Below are 18,394 nucleotides of genomic sequence, written 5' to 3'. Positions count from 1 at the left end.
GCTAGGACAGATTTTTAGATTTTTTAATTATTGCAAGCACTACTGATGCGATTCCTCTGCTTGAAAGTAGAAAATTGAGCAAGCTTTTTAGCTGTCCTGCCTCAAAATGGAAGAAAGTGAAACGGAGGGTGTTGCTGGATGGAAACAGTAGCCCGCGAAAGTGAATTACAGGTACTGGGGCGAATTCTACAGAATCGCCTTTACTCGGCATTACCGGAGAAGATCCCCTTTCAAGTTCGGTGTGCCTTACCGCAGGAAGCGTTAATTATTTTGACGCAACACCCAGCGGATTTTCTGCCTGACCCGCAACAAACCTTTAGAACGTTAGAGCAAACTCTCAAAAGTCTGCAACCGGAATTTGCCCACCAAGTACAGCTGTATCTAAGAGTAGTAGGGCAAAAGCAACCGTATGCTTTCCATGCCTTCAGTATCCCCCCGCCTGTTGTGTCAAGGTCAACGACTGCTCTCGCTGATGAGACGGTTGTTGTCGAGACCATCCCAAATCCGACAGAAGTCAAAAATCCGCCCAAAAAATTGAGGCGCGAGGCGGCAATTCCGGAAAATCTCCCCAGCGATATACCAGCGGCAGATGACAGCATTGGGGTGGATGCCGATCTGCCAGCAGCAGAAATCGCCCAAGCACCGACGATTGATGAATCTTCTTCCCTCCCCGCCGATGAACTCACTTTAGAGTCGGATGAGTCGCCGGAGGAGGTTAAAAGCGAGGCACCACCGACTTCACTGGCTGGTAAACTACAGCGATTGCCACTGCCGGTACTGTTGGCAAGCGCTGGGGTGAGTTTATTGACGTTTCTGCTCACTCTCTACGCTTTGACACGTCCCTGCGTCATCGGAACCTGTACGCCGCTACTCACAGCACAAGAGTTGAGCCAGGAGGCATCTGCAACCCTTCAGCGACCAAAATCTGGGCAAGAAATACTAGAAGCAAGAGAGAAACAACAAGAGGCAATCCGCCTTTTGAAGCTGATTCCATTCTGGTCTGGTTCTTATTCCGAAGCTCAGAAGCAATTGAATGACAATTCTCAGCAAGCCGAATTGCTCGATCAGCTGGTAATGGCTTTGAGTAAAGGTTCAGCGGCGGCTAGACAGAGCCAAAATCCTCCCCATTCTGCCGCAGAATGGTTAGAAATTCAGAAGCTATGGCGAGAAGCGATCGCGCTTTTGGAACCTGTGCCCAAAAATAGCACGGTCTACCAACTGGCTCAGCAGAAAATTAAGGACTATCGCATAAATTTAGCCGCGATTAATGGGCGAGTGAATGCCGAACGACAGGGGCTAAAAAACCTCGACGCTGCAAAAGAAGGGCTTCAGGTAGCAGAAGCCCGTGAAGGAGTGGCTAATTCGCTCTCCACTTGGCGGTTGGCTGAAACTAACTGGGAGATGGCGATTAACCGGCTCAAGGCGATTCCTGTCGGTACTACTGCCCGTCCGGAGGCGCAGCAACTGCTGGCGACTAATCTGCCCAAATTGTCAGCAGCACGCGATCGCAAAAACAAAGAACAAATTGCCGCTAACGCCTACAATTTCGCTCAAAACCTCGCACGCAATGCCAAAAATTACGAACAGCGCAACCAATGGACATTAGCGGTGCTGAACTGGCGCAATGCAATTGTTAACCTTCAAAAAATTCCCAGAGGCACTTTTTTCTACAATCAAGGCGATTCCCTGATGAGTTCTTATAAAGCCGATCTCAGGCAAGCTGAAATACAACTAGGGTACGCCAGTCTTTTGCAAAAAGCGGGTACCGATCTTGTTAAAACCTGCGCCGGGACGCCGAAAGTCTGCGAATACACTGTCACCAGTCAGCTAATCAGAGTTCAGTTGACACCCGCTTATATGCAGATGGTGACGCAAACCGTAAACGCCGCACAATTGAGGGGAGATTCTAATGCTCAAGCTGGGATAGCCGCTCATTTGCGAACCCTAGGAGACGCACTGGAAGCGATTAGCGATAATGCCCGTATCCCTCTTGAACTGTACACTCCAGATGGCTCGTTGATTAACAAGTATCCCAAAGTTAGCTAGGAGTAAAAGCCTCAATTAGTATCGGTTATGTTTTCTGTCTTAACCCAACAAATCCTTATGTCGGGTTAGTTTTAGCTGTTGCGACTTATACCATTTCACTTTTTTGCCGCTACATTTAAGCTTCTCTTCGCCCCCCAATTGAGCGGGGGGTTGGGGGGATCAAATGTGTAGGATTATCAAGGGAAATTGGGATTACATCTTGCATCTCAGGACTTACGCAACATCACCACATAGTGTGGGCAACCACAGGGGGATTGAACCCGAAAAAACGCTATATGTATAAGCTTTGCGTAAGTCCTGATCTGTCACACCAATACGCCAAAGATGCCATATCGTAATAAGAATGGGGCAAAATTTGAGTCAAACTAACCTTGAACAGAACCAATTTTTAATTTTTAATGATTCTTGAGTTGGGCTTCGTTAGTAAAAAACTGGCGACAAAGCCCTTGGGTAACTAATAAAGTTGTCACTAAGTTAGTAAAAGCAAGCATAAACATAATTAAGATTTGGTAGGATGCAGCATTCATCGGGTCAACACCACTCAATAGCTGACCTGTAATAATTCCCGGTAGTGTTACGACTCCGACAACCATCATTTGGTTCAGAGTGGGAATCAAACCGGCGCGGATGGAATCTTTGCGGTACTGTGCAACAGCCTGTTGTGGGGTTGCACCTAAGCTCAGGTGGGTTTCAATTTCGGCGCGGCTGGCGTTGACGGTGCTGCTCAAACGTTCACCCGCGATCGCTGCTCCATTCATCGCATTTCCTAGTACAATTCCCGCTAAGGGAATCAGGTACTGGGGTTCATACCAAATTGGCGGCTGAAGGATCAACAAAGTGGTGTAACTCAATGTCAGGGCGCTACTAACCAAAATCGACCCCCACACCACGGGCAATACCTGGGGAATTTTCTTGCCGATGCGATTGCGGGCAACAATTGCGGCAATGCTCAGCATCACCATCAACAGTGCCAAAACTGCCCAAGGATTTTTCCAGGCGAAGACGAAGGCTAATACATATCCAACGCCCAACAGCTGGATAATAGTGCGACCAGTGGCGATCGCCAATTGCCCTTCTAATCCGAGTTGTTGAATCCTGGATAAACCAATGGCAACTGCCATCATGCCTAACGCCAAGACAAGGTCTGTAAAGTTCAGTGCGATTAAAGAATCCACAGGTCAAAATGATGTCTCGCTTTCTTCCTAATTCTGGCAGGGTTGAGGAAGTTTTGAGGAGGGAGGAGGGAGGAGTTAGGACTGAGGACTGAGGACTGAGGACTGAGGACTGAGGAGGGAGGAGGGAGGAGGGAGGAGTTAGGACTGAGGACTGAGGACTGAGGAGGGAGGAGTTAGGACTGAGGAGGGAGGAGGGAGGAGTGGCTTGGTGAGAAGTGGAAGATGGTGCTGTCGTAGTTTTTGGGTGAGTGCTGAGGAGTGAGGAGTGAAAAGTGAGGAGTGAGGAGTGAGGAGTGAGTGCTGAGGAAAGGTTTCCCCTGCCTTCCCAAGCCTGCGAAACAATTTTATAAGTTCGGCATTCTGAATCAAAAAGGATGGTGAGGCGTGGATTCCCTTTCTGAGCAAAATTTGGTTCTATGTAGATAAAAATTTGTGGTGTCAACGAGTGAATAATATTCCCCCCCTAGACCTGTCGCGGCAGTACAAAATTATCAGTGAAGAAGTGAGTGCAGCCGTTCTAGGCATCTTGGCTTCTGGTCGTTATATTGGTGGTCCTTCGGTTGCAGGCTTTGAGCAACAGTTTGCAGCTTACGTGGGCGTTTCAGAGTGTGTGGCGTGTAATTCTGGTACAGATGCCCTTTATCTGGCTCTCAGGGCTTTACAGATTGGGCCGGGGGATGAGGTAATTACGACGCCTTTCACCTTTATTGCCACTGCTGAGGTAATTAGCGTGGTGGGGGCGACGCCGGTTTTTGTTGATATTGATGCCCATACGTTTAATTTCGATATCAACCAGATGCAAAAGGCGATTACCGATAAAACTCGCGCCATTATCCCGGTTCACCTGTTTGGGCAGCCGGTGGATATGACGGCAGTTATGGACGTAGCACAGGCTCACAATCTAGCGGTGATTGAAGACTGTGCCCAAGCCACAGGTGCTGAGTGGGCAGGATCTAGAGTCGGCAGCATCGGGCATATTGGCTGCTTTAGTTTCTTTCCTACCAAAAATCTGGGTGCCTGTGGGGATGGCGGTGCTGTGACGACGAACGATCCAGCGATCGCTTCTGCTGTACGGATGCTGCGGGAGCATGGAATGCGCGATCGCTACCATCATGAAGCAACTGGCGTCAATAGCCGCTTAGATGCTCTACAAGCCGCCATTCTGCAAATCAAACTGCGTTATCTGGATACGTGGAATGACCTGCGTCGCTCGGTTGCACAGCATTACCACCGATTGTTAGAGCCGGTGCCTGGGGTGGTGAAGCCGCAAGAAACGCCAAGAGGTCGCTGTATCTGGAATCAATACACGATTCGCCTTACCCAATCTGGTAACGGCAGCTATCGGGACGAGGTTCGCAATCGGCTACAGCAGCAAGGCGTCAGTTCGATGGTTTACTATCCCCTGTCTTTACACCTACAGCCGGTCTACAAGAATTTAGGCTATAAACCTGGTGACTTCCCTGTGGTGGAGCAAGTCTGTCACGAGGTTTTGTCCTTGCCCATGTTCCCAGAACTTTCTCTGGAGGAACAGGAGCAAGTGGTTTACAGCTTGAAAGACTGCTTGGGCTAAGGGAAAAGTGATGAGTTTTAAGTTTTGAGTTTTGAGTTAGTCGAGATTTATTCAAAATTCAAAACTCATCACTCATAACTTCTACCGCTTAGCGATTACGCATGAATACGTTCGCGGCTGACAGTGGATAGCGCTTCCACCAAGCTACGAACAGCCGCCACCATCGCGACTTCGCTATTGAGTTGGTTGATGGCTGAACCGACGCCGACACCGGCAGCACCGGCAGCGATCGCCATCGGTGCGGTGACGCTGGAAATCCCGGAAGCACACAGGACTGGGACACAAACAGCGCGGGAAATTTCGTAAGCTGCCGCTAGGGTGGGAGCCGCTTTTTCAATCAGTCCCAGCGTACCGGCGTGAGTCGGGGTTGAGGAAGTGCCTCCTTCAGTTTGGATAATATCGGCACCGGCTTTTACCAACGCTTCTGCGAGTTGAACTTGCCGATCTAGCTCCAGAATGTGGGGCACGGTGACAGACAAGGTAATATTCGGCAGCAGCGATCGCGTCGAGAGCGTCAGCGCCAACACTTCCTCTGCCTCAAACCGCCGTCCCTGCGCGTAAAAACTATCAAAGTTGCCGATTTCAATCAAATCCGCTCCAGCTTCCACTGCGATCGCCAACAGTTCTGGTTCTACTGCTGAAACGCAAATTGGCAGGTTTGTCAACTGACGAGCCAACCGCACCAAACTGGGATCGGCGGCAATATCAACGAAAGTAGCACCGCCTAAGTCGGCTGCCTTAACAGTGGCAGCAACGCGCTCCGGATCGAAGTTATTCAAGCCGGTAATAATTTTTAAAGCACGGCCTTGGTCAAAGACACGCTGTAGTGTAGTATGCATGGTCATAAGCTCTAATTGGTTCGCAAATTTTGCATCTTAATTGTACAGACCGAATCATCCGGTCTCTACATTCAAAAACGATCTACCTGGATAATATGACTGCGGAAGGGTTGTGCATCACCGTTGATTGCAATACCATCAGGAAATAAAAATCACTCTCTGCTTTTTATCACATCCGGGATCTAGACTAGGAGCATAGCGCAGATCCTGCCCTCCTCCTGCCAGTGACGAGCCATGAATTTTCCTCCCACAAATCTGTCAACTTTTCACTCAGATGTTTTACAGCAAACTGAACTGGGGCAGCTGTGTGGTACCGAGCGGTTGTTTCGCGATCGCTATGAAATCCTGCGAATGTTGGGCAGAGGTGGCTTTGGTGTCACCTTTTTAGCCAGAGATGCCAACTTGCCGGGAGATCCTTTGTGCGTGATTAAGCAGCTGTGCCCAAAGTTTAGCGATCCGATTGGACTGCAAACAGCGCGGAAACGCTTCGAGCAAGAAGCAAGAATCCTCAGTAAGTTGGGCAGTCATTCTCAAATTCCCATGCTGCTGGATTACTTTGTAAACGAAGGAGAATTTTATTTAGTTCAAGAATATGTGCGAGGGTATACCCTAGCTCGCCTGGTGCGGCGCGGAGGTCCCTTATCGGAAGAGGGCGTTAAATATTTCCTCCGTCAAATTCTGCCATTGTTGCAGTACATCCACGGCAATAATGTGATTCACCGCGATATTAAGCCCCAAAACATCATCCGTTGTCAGGACGATGGGAGACTGGTACTGATTGACTTTGGCGCTGTCAAAGAGGAGATGGTTCCTTTAAGCGATACGGGAAGTCAGAAGCAAACTACCCAGTTCATTGGCACGGTTGGATTTGCACCGCCGGAACAATTTTCACTGCGTCCTGTTTATGCCAGCGATATTTATTCACTAGGGGTGACGTGTCTTTACTTGTTAAGTGGGAAAGCACCGCTAGAATTTGATAGCGATCGCTCTACGGGTGAGATTCAGTGGCAGGATGCGGTATCAGTCAGTAAAGACTTTGGCAAAATTCTTAACAGAATGCTGAAAATCTCGTTGCGCGAACGTTATCAATCTGCGGGAGTGATTATGCAGGCATTTGGCTGGGAATCGCCGCAAGACAATTTAGCGCAGTTTATGACGACTCAGCGTCCTTCCGAGAAAGGTTCAGATCGGAAGAAATCGGAAGCAAATTCACAAAATTATATTCCTCCTACCGCCAGAACAGCGATCGCTCTTCGAGATTGGAAAGCCAGGTGGCAGGCAAAGCAACGGGAGCATCAAAAAAGAAGCCATCATGGCATCATCAGCAGTTCTGGTCATTCAGGATTTTAGAAATTGGTAGCAGGTAAATTCTAGTTAGTTATTACACTATCTATAGGTACGGGCTTTCGCATTTAGGCGGGAATTTCTCATTGTTTGCAGCAGTTTATTTCCCGAATGCGAAAGCCCCTACAAGATGCCAATATTACTTGATTGGACGCCAGTAAAACTTCAGAATCGTAAAAAAGGCTGGGTTCTGAACCGCTATGTGTACGATTCAGAAACCGATTACCGCGTCAGTTTTGTGCGGACTCGCGGACAATGGCGGCTGCGTTACTTCTTGCCAGGAAATGGGAATTAAGCGATCGCAATTTCTGGAATAAAGATGTTATTCCCCAGCCAAAGTTTTTGTCAAATTCCTAGGACGATCGACATCCAATCCCCGATGAACAGCAGTGTAATAGGCTAATAGTTGCAGCGGGATAACTGTTAGGATGGGAGAAAATAGTTCGTCTACTTCCGGTACAGTTAAAATATCATCAAATAGCTCTATAGCCTGTGGATTATTGATGGATGTCACCCCAATCAGGTGAACCCCCCTTGCCTTTGCTTTCTGGACATTGGCAAGGATTTTTTCGTACACAGTTCCCGGCATTGCGATCGCTACTACAGCTACAGTGGAATCTAGCATGGCAATGGGGCCGTGCAGAAACTCTCCAGCATGATACCCTGTTGCGTGAATATAGCTAGTTTCCTTCAGTTTTAGCGCTCCTTCAAGCGCAATGGGAAAGTTAATCCCGCGCCCTAAAAAAATGCAGTCTTGGGTATGGATAAAATCTTTTGCTAGCTTCTCGATAACGGGCTTTTGCTGGTGCAAAATCGTGTCAATTTGAGCCGGAATTTGGTATAATTGAGAGAAAATTTGATGTAGGCGATCGCTCGATAGCGTTTGGCGGCAGTATGCTACATCAAGAGCCAAACAGTAGAATGCTATTAACTGAGCGACAAAGGTTTTGGTGGCAGCGATCGCTACTTCAGTTCCTGCCAAAGTCTGAATGGTACGATCTACCAATTTTTCTAGAGAACTTCCCGCCTGATTGGTAATTCCTAAAAGTCGAGTTTCACCAGAACGACGCTCTTTTTCTATCTCCAAGGCAGCGAGAGTATCTGCGGTTTCTCCAGACTGGGTAACGCCAATAACTAGGGTGTTAGGAGTTGGGGGCGATGGAGCCTCCCAAAATTCCGCAGCACACTGTACGATTGTTGGCACTTTCGCAACCTGTTCCAGCAGATATTTACCCACTAAGCTGGCATGAAGACTGCTGCCACAGGCAAGAATTTTAATTTGGTCTACGCCATCGTATAATTCAGATGAAAAACCTAGATTGAGAGGCTTTTTAGTAAATTTAGGAAGTGGCTCTTTACTGCTAAAGTGAATTTCTAAAAACGCCTCTAGACAAGTTCTTACAACTTCTGATTGCTCATGAATTTCCTTGAGCATGAAGTTTGAATATATCTTTTCTTCAGGAGAATTCACGTTTCCTCTGATAGGATTAAAACGATTTTCAATCGGGAGTCTTTCAATTTTTCTCGTTCCCAGCCTCCGACTCGTACATAACAGCAAAATTTTTCCACCAGTTGCTCTTAAATAGAAGGGGAAAGGGGAGAGGAAACCAATCGGTTATTTTTGTCATGCTGCACTAGGAATGTCGATTGTATTGACTGCTGCCTCTAGGAGGTAGAGCCTGCTAGAGGCAGTATTGCCGGACTTAGCCAAGGAACGAGAATAAAAAACCTATTCTTGAAAGGAAATTGTCCCCACTTCCATTACCGATTACTTACTGCCAACAGCTTAGCGATGAGGAAATAACTTCGGCTCAGTCGCAGGTTTTGCGGTTGCCTGGTTAGAGGTAGGTGGTGAAGCCGATGAAGTTGAGCGCAACTCTTGATAGAAACCGAGAACTTTTTCTGTATAAGGGCCGGTTTCGTTGCTGTTATAGCGGCTAGGATCGCCCGTCATCCACCAGGAAGCAGCCCGTTGTACGGCTACCGCCTCATTGTTGCCACTAGCCTGAAACTCGTCCCGCAGCACGTCGCGCATGACACACACCAGAATGCTTCGTGCGGTTACGGGACTGCCTTCAAATTGCGTCGGTGTTAGTTCCCGATTGATACATTGTTGTGACCAGCGGGGGATGTTGTCTGGTTTAACTTGCCACTCGCTGTAGAGTCCATCATCAGAGGTGCCAGTTTGCGGCGCTGCCCGTCGTAACGCTTCCACCAGCGCCCCTACATGGGTATCAGAAATCTTTGCTGAATCGGTAGCAGCCGCCGCTGTGACAGGGGGTTTTGCGGGTGGCTGGTTTGAGTTGGGTGACGGTGTGGGAGTTGGAGTTGGTTTAGCCGGTGGCTGGGTAGCAGGTTTGGGTTGGGTTGAGGCTGGTGATACTGCGGATGGATTTGAGCGCAACTGTTGGTAGAAACCGGAAACTTTTTGGATATAGGAGGCGATGTCTTTGCTGTTATAGCGGGTGGGATCGCCTGTCATCCACCAAGCGGCAGCGCGTTGCACCGCTACGGATTCATTGTTACCCGCCGCTTGATACTGTTGGCGAAGAATATTGCCCATGATGCACTCTACGACTTTCCGTGCGGTGACGGGATTTGCTTCAAATTCCGCTGTGTTGAGGGAACGTCCGGTACATTGTTTTGACCAGCGAGGGATGTTGTTCGGTTTGATTTGCCAGTCGCTGTAGAGTCCATCGTCCTGTTTTCCGGTTTGGGGTGCTGCCTTCCTTAGCGCTTCTGCGAATGCCGCTACTTTAGCATCTGTTATCTGTGCTTGAGCGGGCAGTGCTGACAGCCCAATGCTGAGGATTGCTCCCCACAGTAACCACTGTAATCGCATGGCTTGCGTCCTACGAACTTAAAACTCTTTTTTATCCTAAGTGGTAATTCAATGATGCGCGATCGCTCGCGATGAGAATGCGATCGCGGCACTTGCTGCAAAATTAGAGGATATCTTGGGATAATCGGTGGCTGTCGAAAAATCCTCAACCAGCATGAGCAAACGACCCAAAATTCTCTGGAAGCGATCGCTAAGTGCCATTGCCCTTGGTCTGGTGCTGTTGCCCCCGCTACTCTATGGTGTCTTCTATGGTGTTTTGTGTCTAAGTCGTCCACCCCGCACCGACATTCAGCAATCGCTATTTCAAGGTATCGTTTATCGGCGCATTCCCCGCTCAACACCGCGCCCCCTGACGATCCACGTTGTCACTATCGACCTAAAAGCGCCAGGAATTGGGGTGTTGGTGACACCGGGAAAACCTACCCAAGGAAAAGAAACGGCAGCACAAACGACCAGTGACTTTTTGCGGGAATTTAACTTGCAGTTGGCAATTAATGGTAGCTTTTTTTACCCATTCCAAGAGCAATGGCTGTTATATTATCCCCACAGTGGCGACCCCGTGAACGTTTTAGGGCAAGCGATTTCTAAGGGCGTGACCTATTCTGCTTTCGAGCGGGGCTGGCCTGTTTTGTGTTTTTCTAAGGATAATCGTGCCCAAATTAGCAAGCAAAGTTGTCCTGCGGATACGGCTCAAGCTTTGGCAGGTGGCGAAATAATCATAGAACGCGGCAACTTAGTGGCGATGAAAAATAACCGCGATCAAAAAAAGTTGTTTCCGCGCACAGTGGTTGCGACTGATGAACGCGGCGAGAAATTGTGGCTCATTCTGATTGATGGTCGCCAGCGTTTCTATAGTGAGGGCGTCAGTATAATTGAGCTGCAAAATATTATTGCCGAATTGGGTGTTTATCGGGCATTGAACTTGGATGGCGGCGGTTCGACAACGCTGGTGGTAGCGAGTCGTGGGGGGAAGCTCACGCTCAATTCACCGATTCATACTCGCATCCCCAGGCGACAGCGCCCAGTGGCGAACCATCTGGGCTTTTATGCGCGACCTTTAAAAATTAAAAATAAACAATCTTATTTTTAATTTTGCATTTTTAATTTACCTGCACAATCATCCCTTCACGCGCGAGGAACGAACCAGGCGAGACTTCTTGAACTTGTGTCTCAATTTGATCGAGAAAGTCATCGCTGTGGTTTGGTTCGTGGTGAAAAATCGCCAACCGCTTGACACCTGCTGCCTGCGCCACTTTCACCCCTTCCTGCCAAGTGGAGTGTCCCCAGCCGACTTTGGGAGATTTAGGGTTGTTATACTCCTCGTCGGTGTACATGGCATCGTAAATCAAGACATCGGCTTCGCGAGCTAAGTGCAGCACATTTTCATCTGGGCGATCCGACAAATGTTCCGTATCCGTACAGTAGAACACTGTGTGTCCTTGCCACGTCACCCGATATCCCATCGCGCCGTTGGGATGGTTGAGCGGGCCGGTTTCAATGGTGATATCATCCACCTGAAAGGTATCGCCACAAATTAGCTCGTAAAACTTCAAGTCAGCTTCCATGCCTTGCAGTGGCACTGGAGAATTTGAGTGCATCACGCGATCGCAAAAATGCTGTTTCATCGAGTCTGCATCCGGTGGCACTGCCCCGTAAATGTGGAAGCAATTGCCCTCCATAAAAGCTGGCTTAAAAAATGGTACTCCTTGAATATGATCCCAGTGATAGTGAGTAAAAAACATATAAGCTTCCACTGACTGCTGCTGGCTTATCAAATCTTTAGATAGCAGGCGCAAGCCAGTGCCGCCATCAAAGATCAGACGTTTCCCGCCTATTTGCATTTCTATACAAGAAGTATTGCCACCGTAGCGAACGGTATCTTTTCCAGGGGAGGGGATACTGCCTCGCACACCCCAAAACTGAAGCAAAAACTCGGAAGAAGGGCTGGTTTCCATTTCACTCTCAAGGCTTTAAAGTACCGCACTGACCCTGATGGCGTAGCAAATGATCGCAAAGCACCAAAGCCACCATTGCCTCTACCATAGGCACCGCTCTAGGCAAAACGCAAGGGTCGTGACGCCCCTTAGCTGCTAGTATAGTCTCTTCACCCTCGCGGGTCACGGTGCGCTGTTCTTTGCGAATTGTGGCTGTTGGTTTAAACGCCACTCGAAGAATAATATTTTCTCCGTTGGAGATGCCGCCCTGAATCCCGCCGGAACGATTTGTTTTGGTGCGAATTTCGCCGGTTTCGTCAATCGAGAATTCGTCATTATGTTCGCTGCCCGATAACAAAGTCCCGGCAAAACCAGAGCCAATTTCAAATCCTTTACTTGCTGGTAGAGACATGACACCTTTAGCCAGGTCTGCTTCCAGCTTATCAAATACTGGCGAACCTAGCCCTTTAGGTAGATGACGGGCAACACATTCTACAACTCCGCCGATGGAGTCGCCTTCTCGCCCTACCTGCTCAATTTTTTCGATCATCCGCTCTGCACATTCTGCATCAGGACAGCGGACAATATTACTTTCTACTTGTTCTAAGGTAACGGTATCGGGATCGACGACGCCTTCTAAGTCTTTGATGCGCTTGACATAGGCGATAATTTCAACTCCGGCAACTTGGTGAAGGATTTTTTTAGCGATCGCGCCAGCGGCTACTCGTCCAATTGTCTCCCGCGCCGAGGATCTGCCGCCACCCTGCCAGTTGCGAATGCCATATTTAGCATCATAAGTCGCATCAGCATGAGAGGGGCGATATTTCTGCGCCATTTCATCATAATCTTGGGGGCGAGTGTCCTTGTTTCGCACCAAAATTGCGATTGGCGTTCCCAGGGTTTTGCCTTCAAATACGCCAGAAAGAATTTCGCAGGTGTCAGCTTCTTTGCGGGGTGTGACGATTTTACTTTGTCCCGGACGCCGCCGATCGAGTTCTACCTGAATTTCTTCGGCAGAAATTTCCAATTGCGGTGGACACCCATCGATAATCACGCCGACGCCGCCGCCGTGGGATTCGCCAAATGTAGTGATGCGAAATAGATGCCCGAAGGTATTGCCCATAATACTTAAGGAGGGTGCATAGCGATTTGTATCTTAACAGCGATCGCTCCCTATGATGGGGTGTGGTCAATCATTTGTTGCTTGGTAATGAAGAACTTTCCTTGTCTCCCTTGTCCTCTAGACGCCAACAGGTTTGGTTTTGATCGCACCCCTTGAAAGGGGCAAAGGCGTTAGCTTTCCCCGAAATGCGTTTTGCCCTCGTGCATCACCTCCATCCCCATACCGGCGCGGTTACGGTTGATGATGTCCGCGCATAGCAGAAAATAAAGCACTATCAAATACACCAGTGACACTAAACATAAACGGAGCGATCGCACAAGGCACACAAACCGGGGTTTTTTAAAAAAATTCGGTTTCTTCTTAGCTTCTCACCTAGAATTTTGAATGGCTTACCTTGGTATCCTTGCCAATTGAAAAACCTGCTCAGGCGTTATTTCCAAACCCTCAAACAGAGTATCAATTAACGGCGTATCTCCCATATAAGTCTGCGGTGGCGCATCTGGATAAAAAACCGTAATGCTTCTCGCTTGACTATCTACCACCCAAACTCGCAACACCCCCGCATCTAAATAATCTCTTGCTTTAGCGGCCAATTGCCCAAAAGTTTGTCCGGGTGAAATAATTTCGATAACTAATTCTGGAGGAACAGAACACGCTCCATCCTCCTCCCAATCTAGCGGAAACCGATCGGCACAAATGTACATAATATCGGGCGTTGGTACCCAGTCTCGACCTCTTCGAGTTAATTTAATCCCTAATTCTGGACAAACCTCACCTCGTCCAGCACACCATTCATCCAACAACTGAAGTAGCACCCTAGTAAGCCGAGAATGAAATTTTTTTGGTGACATTTTTGGTATTGCCTCACCATCCACCAATTCGTAAGTCACATCGCCTTCTGGTAACGCCAGAAATTCTTCTAGGGTAAGTTGGTTTTTTGCTTGGAGCATAGATATTCGCCCCTTTATACCATAAAATTGCCAACGGAAAAGCGTCTCCCAAAAGGAGAGTTCTTTTATTTTAGCTAGTACTTCAGCACAGAAACCGGGTTTTTCCAAAAAACACAATTTTTTGTTGGCTTCTCACCTTGGCAAAAAAATTAACATAGTATTATTACAGCAATTTTCGACATTTTTTTTGATTTTCAGGAATCTGACATCGCAAATCTTCTATACTCTGTTTAAGTTCTCTAATTTGCTGCTGCAATATTTCTATCTGAACATCCTTTTCATATAAACTTTGATAAATTTTCTGAACAGCCATATTTGGACTCTCTGCTAACATATTGTTATCCCTAATATTGCCATTGCTCATGTTAGACTGAGAACCAATGCCAGAATATGAATTAGGCTCTTTGTTTGTTAACTGAGTAGAGGTAGCAGAACTGCTAGATAGAGGTTTTTCTGTAGTATTAGTAGCCCAACCATTGATTGACTGAGAAGGAATAGCAGATGTATTATTATTATCCTGGGTTCTTTGTCGTTGACCACCAACAATTCCTCGACCTCCCCACTCAATGCCAACTCCTAGTCTCGTATCTCCACCCCGCATACTAAGAGTTGTGCGTAGCCCGATATCCTGATCTCCTTTATTATCCAAATTGTAACCAGTGCGGAATGACAGCGAAGTTACAGGCAAATTAGTATCGCCGATAGGTATGGCGTAGTTAGCATAAGCACTGAAATTAACTCTCTCATTCGCTATAAACCCCGCTCCTATTCCTAAATTCAGACTGCTATTAGCAGAGTCTAACGGTTGAGAATATCCCAGAGAACCTAAGACAATTACAGGATCTCTGATTAAACTAGCTTGACCTTGAACTGTCACTGTCCAAGGGTAAGCAACACCGACTGAAAAACGAGGGTCTAGGGTAGATCCAGGCTTGGGACGGTATTCTACAGACAAACCAGCGCCAAGGTCAGTGTTAGTTTCTGTTAGAGTTTGAGTACGATTGCTAAAATCTCGTTTTTGCCGGCCAATGAACAAATTAGGGTTAACATTGGCTGAAATACTTAAATTACGGCTGAAAGTGTAGCTTCCTGAAACAGAAAAGTTAATTGATTGGTTGAAGGTCTCAAAATTAAATGGAGTCCCTTCTCGATCAAAATCAAATCCGTCTCGTCCAGAGGGTATGTAATTGACACCAAAAGTGTAGATGTAGCCTCCCGTTTCTTCGTCTGGTAGTCGCAAGGGGTCAATGGGAACTTGAGCCAGTGCCGGTTGACAGATCAGCAAAGCGAGCGGCAGAATCAGGACTATTTTCATCATAATTTCCTTCTCAGTGAGTTGAGCCTTGCTAAACGGAGTTCTGCCCAACGTAGCGTTTCGCTTTGCTGTTCTTTTGCAGTGGACATCAAGTTTTCAGGTGGAAGTGGTACAAGGCTCACACCACTAAAACCTTGCTCATTTACTAAAGCGCGAAGTGGTTGAACGCGCCGTCCCCATGATGGATCTGCTAAAATTACCCAATCCCCTACCATGCCGACTGCTAAAACATAGTGCATTTGAGGTTTTGTGACGTGCAGAACAACAGGGAGTCCCCCTTTGTGAAAGTAGTCGGCTAACGATGCTAGGGTAAGTCGCATCCCCCTAGCTTGAATGCCTTTATCACTTAAAGCTTGTCTTAATGCTAAGGCGGTGACTCCTCTTTCTTCTGGTTTTTTCCCACTTCCTTCCATCGCTTTTTCTGACAGTTCTAAAATCTCAGATTCCGCTGTCGGTTGACCGTAGTAGTGAGTCAGTAGGGTTGCTACAGCCGCCGGGCCACAGGTGTAATAGTTAGTCTGACCTATGACTCCTTGATAGCGAAGGGTGCGATAAGGAGTGATCGGATCAGCAAAACTCGGAAATACAACCGATCCCAAAATACAAACACAATTAAAAACTAAACATAAGATATCTTTAAATTTACTTGCTTGCTCTGGCTTCACAGTTTTTTTTGCCCGATAAAATAGCGTTCCCAAACAAAGCTTGGGAACGCTGGCTGACAGCATTCAAATGAGTTATCGAACGAATACTCTCAGCCCGTTAATCTTTTGCCCGTTTTGGAAAAAACGAACTCCATTTTTGGCAGCACTACCGCCAGGAATCAAGCTAAAAGCAGCTCCCTTAGCACCTGCTATAGCATAGTCTTGCCAACCACACTGCTGCCCGGGGCGCTGACACTCTGCATACTTGAAGGCAAGCTCTAAACCCGTACCTGCTGCAACCCAGACCCACTCTCCTTCAACTTGTGCTAGTTCCGCATCACTCATCATTTGTCCTTCAGGTAACACAACCTGCTGTTGTTGCCTAGGTGTAGTTGGCTGTGCCAGTGAATCAGCAAAGGCAGGAGCAAGTGTCATATTCGTCAAGAAAACGGCTGCACCTGTTGCAGTCAGTAACTTTTTCATTGTAATAATCCTTAAATTTTTGTATGTTTCTATGTGAAAATATAAACTACTCCTTATAAATTTAACAACTCAAAATAGTAGGGTTCAGTACCCAATTTTTCTAAGTATACTAAAGCAATTTGGTAGGATTTAGTAGGATTAGGTTGACAAAGTAGAAGGTGGTAAGATATATTACACAAAATATTAATCTATATCTCCCCATGAATAATATTGAAGATGTTTTACAGTGGGCTGATAGCTTAATTTTTGATAAAACTGGAAAACCTCTCACACCTATACAGGAAGCAATACTAACGGGTGTTTTGCAACAACAAAAATATCCTCAAATAGCCCAAACTTTTAAATGTAGTGAATCTCACGTTAAAAAAGAAGGTTCTAAATTATGGGAAAAGCTGCGGGAGGAATTAGGGGAAGACCTCAATAAACTTAATTTTCGTTCTAAGTTAGAAAAAAAACATAGTGTTTCTCAACTTTCCCAATTAGGTCACTGTTTATTACAAGTTGATAATGTTAACATTGGTGGTCAATTCATACAAACTATTAAAGATCCGCAAACGCGATCGCACTCTCCCGCTGAATCTCCACAAAACCAAGAGCGATCGCCCATAATAGATTTAACAGACGCACCAGAATTACTTAGCTTTTACGATCGCATCTCAGAACTATCCACCCTCAAACAGTGGATTTTACAAGCACGCACGCGCTTAATTACGATATACGGTTTAAGTGGAATTGGCAAAAGTGCGATCGCGCTCAAACTCATTGAAGAAATCCAAACCGAATTCGATTATATTATTTGGCGAAGTCTCAGTAACACTCCTACACTTTCAACACTGCAAATCGAACTAAAACAATTTTTTTCGCGATCGCAACAAACCCCATTACCCACAGTCATCGATTATTTTCGCGCCTCTCGTTGCTTAGTAATCCTTGATGACGTGCAGAATATTTTTACAAGCGGTCAATTAGCAGGTCAATATTTAGCTGGGTATGAGGATTATGGCAAATTTTTTAAACAACTTGCCAACTTATCTCATCATCATAGTTGTTTAATTCTCGTCAGTTGGGAAAAATCTAGAGAAATCGCTACTTTAGAAGCAGAAAATAGACCTGCACGAACATTACACCTGAAAGGGTTAGGAGAACAAACAGGAGAAATTTTGAGAGAGAAAGGATTAATTGATGAAGAAAAATGGACAGAATTAATTACCATTTATCAAAGTCATCCTTGCTGGTTAAATATCATCGCAACAACAATTATAGAACTATTTAACGGTAGCGTTTCCCGGTTTTTAGCAGAGGGAAATGATATATTTTTAGGTGACTTAGAACCGCTTTTAGAATATCACTTAGAGCGTTTATCGGAGTCAGAAAAACAGGTGAGCTATGGGTTAGCGAGTCAAGCTGAAGCTGTAGATATTTCGCAACAACCAGCAGATAATGCATTATCCAAATCTGAATCCTGGAAAGCCATACAATCATTAGCGCGACGCGGCTTAGTAGAAAAAGTGCAAGTAGGAGCGCGATCGCACTTTCACCTTAATCCTGTATTCAAAGCATACATTCAGTCGAAGTTTAATCCTCTCAAGACAAAATAGTAACACTCCCTGGCAAGAGTTTCTCCTCAAACAAAAAACGCCCCCCTTTCGGAGAGCGTTTTTATTTAGCTAGAGTCTCTAGCGATTAACCATTGATGCTTGGAGCAACTAGAGCCACTGGAGTAGACTCACCTGCTGCCAAGTCCAGGGGGAAGTTGTGAGCATTGCGCTCGTGCATCACTTCCATACCCAGGTTGGCGCGGTTGATCACGTCTGCCCAAGTGTTGATCACCCGACCTTGGCTGTCAATCACTGACTGGTTGAAGTTGAAACCATTCAGGTTGAATGCCATCGTGCTGATCCCTAAAGAGGTGAACCAGATACCGATGACGGGCCATGCACCCAACAAGAAGTGCAAGGAACGGCTGTTGTTGAAGGAAGCATATTGGAAGATCAACCGACCAAAGTAGCCGTGGGCGGCAACGATGTTGTAGGTTTCTTCTTCTTGACCGAATTTGTAACCGTAGTTCTGTGATTCGGTTTCGGTGGTTTCACGCACCAAGGAGGATGTTACCAAGGAACCGTGCATGG

Annotated in this window: 18 protein-coding genes; 6 read left to right on the top strand and 12 right to left on the bottom strand. The window is 46.8% G+C overall.

What is annotated here, in order from left to right; genetic code table 11:
• Positions 1-138: 138 nt before the first annotated feature.
• Positions 139-2,046: a hypothetical protein gene (locus tag AC2VDX_RS12915; protein ID WP_378179490.1), complete on the top strand. Its 1,908-nt coding sequence runs from the start codon at positions 139-141 to the stop codon at positions 2,044-2,046.
• 395 nt (positions 2,047-2,441) lie between these two features.
• Here AC2VDX_RS12915 and AC2VDX_RS12910 read toward each other — a convergent pair whose 3' ends face one another.
• Positions 2,442-3,221 (bottom strand): ABC transporter permease, encoded by a 780-nt coding sequence (locus tag AC2VDX_RS12910; protein WP_486928174.1) that lies wholly within the window; start codon positions 3,219-3,221, stop codon positions 2,442-2,444.
• Positions 3,222-3,359: 138 nt separating this feature from the next.
• Complete coding sequence (locus tag AC2VDX_RS12905) at positions 3,360-3,563, bottom strand: hypothetical protein (RefSeq protein ID WP_486928173.1); 204 nt, start codon at positions 3,561-3,563, stop codon at positions 3,360-3,362.
• Positions 3,564-3,666: 103 nt separating this feature from the next.
• Here AC2VDX_RS12905 and AC2VDX_RS12900 point away from each other — a divergent pair, with 103 nt between their 5' ends.
• Positions 3,667-4,791, top strand: a complete 1,125-nt coding sequence (locus AC2VDX_RS12900) for a DegT/DnrJ/EryC1/StrS family aminotransferase (protein WP_378178119.1) — start codon at positions 3,667-3,669, stop codon at positions 4,789-4,791.
• 95 nt (positions 4,792-4,886) lie between these two features.
• Here the strand turns inward: AC2VDX_RS12900 and AC2VDX_RS12895 are convergent, their stop codons facing one another.
• The gene (locus AC2VDX_RS12895; protein WP_378178117.1) at positions 4,887-5,636 is read right to left on the bottom strand and encodes a DUF561 domain-containing protein; all 750 of its coding nucleotides are present in this window, start codon (positions 5,634-5,636) and stop codon (positions 4,887-4,889) included.
• A gap of 228 nt (positions 5,637-5,864) precedes the next feature.
• On the opposite strand from AC2VDX_RS12895, the gene AC2VDX_RS12890 reads away from it, so the two are divergent.
• Both AC2VDX_RS12890 and AC2VDX_RS12885 read left to right on the top strand, forming a co-directional pair.
• Entirely contained in the window at positions 5,865-6,980 is a 1,116-nt protein-coding gene (locus AC2VDX_RS12890) for a protein kinase domain-containing protein (protein ID WP_378178115.1), read from the top strand.
• 124 nt (positions 6,981-7,104) lie between these two features.
• On the top strand, positions 7,105-7,269 hold the full coding sequence (locus AC2VDX_RS12885; protein WP_378178113.1) for a hypothetical protein: 165 nt from the start codon (positions 7,105-7,107) through the stop codon (positions 7,267-7,269).
• A 27-nt stretch (positions 7,270-7,296) separates the two neighbouring features.
• Here the strand turns inward: AC2VDX_RS12885 and AC2VDX_RS12880 are convergent, their stop codons facing one another.
• A complete protein-coding gene (locus AC2VDX_RS12880; protein WP_378178111.1) occupies positions 7,297-8,532 on the bottom strand; it encodes an isomerizing glutamine--fructose-6-phosphate transaminase in 1,236 nt (411 codons plus the stop codon).
• Positions 8,533-8,760: 228 nt separating this feature from the next.
• On the bottom strand, positions 8,761-9,816 hold the full coding sequence (locus AC2VDX_RS12875) for a hypothetical protein (RefSeq protein ID WP_378178109.1): 1,056 nt from the start codon (positions 9,814-9,816) through the stop codon (positions 8,761-8,763).
• A 154-nt stretch (positions 9,817-9,970) separates the two neighbouring features.
• Between AC2VDX_RS12875 and AC2VDX_RS12870 the strand changes: the two genes are divergently transcribed.
• Entirely contained in the window at positions 9,971-10,906 is a 936-nt protein-coding gene (locus tag AC2VDX_RS12870) for a phosphodiester glycosidase family protein (protein WP_378178107.1), read from the top strand.
• 10 nt (positions 10,907-10,916) lie between these two features.
• Here the strand turns inward: AC2VDX_RS12870 and AC2VDX_RS12865 are convergent, their stop codons facing one another.
• The 6 genes from AC2VDX_RS12865 to AC2VDX_RS12840 all read right to left on the bottom strand — a co-directional run bounded on the left by AC2VDX_RS12865 (position 10,917) and on the right by AC2VDX_RS12840 (position 16,265).
• Positions 10,917-11,771, bottom strand: coding sequence for an MBL fold metallo-hydrolase (locus AC2VDX_RS12865; protein ID WP_378178105.1), 855 nt, complete (start codon positions 11,769-11,771; stop codon positions 10,917-10,919).
• Between the two features lie 7 nt (positions 11,772-11,778).
• Positions 11,779-12,873, bottom strand: a complete 1,095-nt coding sequence (gene aroC, locus AC2VDX_RS12860) for a chorismate synthase (RefSeq protein ID WP_378178103.1) — start codon at positions 12,871-12,873, stop codon at positions 11,779-11,781.
• A gap of 389 nt (positions 12,874-13,262) precedes the next feature.
• A complete protein-coding gene (locus AC2VDX_RS12855; RefSeq protein WP_378178101.1) occupies positions 13,263-13,823 on the bottom strand; it encodes a Uma2 family endonuclease in 561 nt (186 codons plus the stop codon).
• A 163-nt stretch (positions 13,824-13,986) separates the two neighbouring features.
• The gene (locus AC2VDX_RS12850; protein WP_486928172.1) at positions 13,987-15,141 is read right to left on the bottom strand and encodes an outer membrane beta-barrel protein; all 1,155 of its coding nucleotides are present in this window, start codon (positions 15,139-15,141) and stop codon (positions 13,987-13,989) included.
• Positions 15,138-15,866: a C39 family peptidase gene (locus tag AC2VDX_RS12845; RefSeq protein WP_378178099.1), complete on the bottom strand. Its 729-nt coding sequence runs from the start codon at positions 15,864-15,866 to the stop codon at positions 15,138-15,140. The genes AC2VDX_RS12850 and AC2VDX_RS12845 overlap by 4 nt, the downstream gene beginning before the upstream one ends.
• A 9-nt stretch (positions 15,867-15,875) precedes the next feature.
• The gene (locus tag AC2VDX_RS12840; RefSeq protein ID WP_378178097.1) at positions 15,876-16,265 is read right to left on the bottom strand and encodes a hypothetical protein; all 390 of its coding nucleotides are present in this window, start codon (positions 16,263-16,265) and stop codon (positions 15,876-15,878) included.
• A 200-nt stretch (positions 16,266-16,465) separates the two neighbouring features.
• On the opposite strand from AC2VDX_RS12840, the gene AC2VDX_RS12835 reads away from it, so the two are divergent.
• A complete protein-coding gene (locus AC2VDX_RS12835; RefSeq protein WP_378178095.1) occupies positions 16,466-17,863 on the top strand; it encodes a helix-turn-helix domain-containing protein in 1,398 nt (465 codons plus the stop codon).
• Between the two features lie 85 nt (positions 17,864-17,948).
• Here AC2VDX_RS12835 and AC2VDX_RS12830 read toward each other — a convergent pair.
• Positions 17,949-18,394 (bottom strand): photosynthetic reaction center family protein (locus AC2VDX_RS12830; RefSeq protein WP_486928099.1); only part of this gene is annotated, 446 nt, incomplete at its 5' end.

It is taken from the genome of Coleofasciculus sp. H7-1 (genome assembly GCF_057473865.1).
Note: the sequence above shows the minus strand (reverse complement) of the source record. Positions and strands in the feature narration are given on the sequence as shown.

What these genes read in the sequence shown, in the direction of transcription:
- AC2VDX_RS12915 (WP_378179490.1), top strand. Translation starts at nt 139, where the DNA reads ATGGAAACAGTAGCCCGCGAAAGTGAATTACAGGTACTGGGGCGAATT.
- AC2VDX_RS12895 (WP_378178117.1), bottom strand. Translation starts at nt 5,636, where the DNA reads ATGACCATGCATACTACACTACAGCGTGTCTTTGACCAAGGCCGTGCT.
- AC2VDX_RS12890 (WP_378178115.1), top strand. Translation starts at nt 5,865, where the DNA reads ATGAATTTTCCTCCCACAAATCTGTCAACTTTTCACTCAGATGTTTTA.
- AC2VDX_RS12885 (WP_378178113.1), top strand. Translation starts at nt 7,105, where the DNA reads ATGCCAATATTACTTGATTGGACGCCAGTAAAACTTCAGAATCGTAAA.
- AC2VDX_RS12875 (WP_378178109.1), bottom strand. Translation starts at nt 9,816, where the DNA reads ATGCGATTACAGTGGTTACTGTGGGGAGCAATCCTCAGCATTGGGCTG.
- AC2VDX_RS12870 (WP_378178107.1), top strand. Translation starts at nt 9,971, where the DNA reads ATGAGCAAACGACCCAAAATTCTCTGGAAGCGATCGCTAAGTGCCATT.
- AC2VDX_RS12865 (WP_378178105.1), bottom strand. Translation starts at nt 11,771, where the DNA reads ATGGAAACCAGCCCTTCTTCCGAGTTTTTGCTTCAGTTTTGGGGTGTG.
- aroC (WP_378178103.1), bottom strand. Translation starts at nt 12,873, where the DNA reads ATGGGCAATACCTTCGGGCATCTATTTCGCATCACTACATTTGGCGAA.
- AC2VDX_RS12855 (WP_378178101.1), bottom strand. Translation starts at nt 13,823, where the DNA reads ATGCTCCAAGCAAAAAACCAACTTACCCTAGAAGAATTTCTGGCGTTA.
- AC2VDX_RS12850 (WP_486928172.1), bottom strand. Translation starts at nt 15,141, where the DNA reads ATGATGAAAATAGTCCTGATTCTGCCGCTCGCTTTGCTGATCTGTCAA.
- AC2VDX_RS12845 (WP_378178099.1), bottom strand. Translation starts at nt 15,866, where the DNA reads ATGCTGTCAGCCAGCGTTCCCAAGCTTTGTTTGGGAACGCTATTTTAT.
- AC2VDX_RS12840 (WP_378178097.1), bottom strand. Translation starts at nt 16,265, where the DNA reads ATGAAAAAGTTACTGACTGCAACAGGTGCAGCCGTTTTCTTGACGAAT.
- AC2VDX_RS12835 (WP_378178095.1), top strand. Translation starts at nt 16,466, where the DNA reads ATGAATAATATTGAAGATGTTTTACAGTGGGCTGATAGCTTAATTTTT.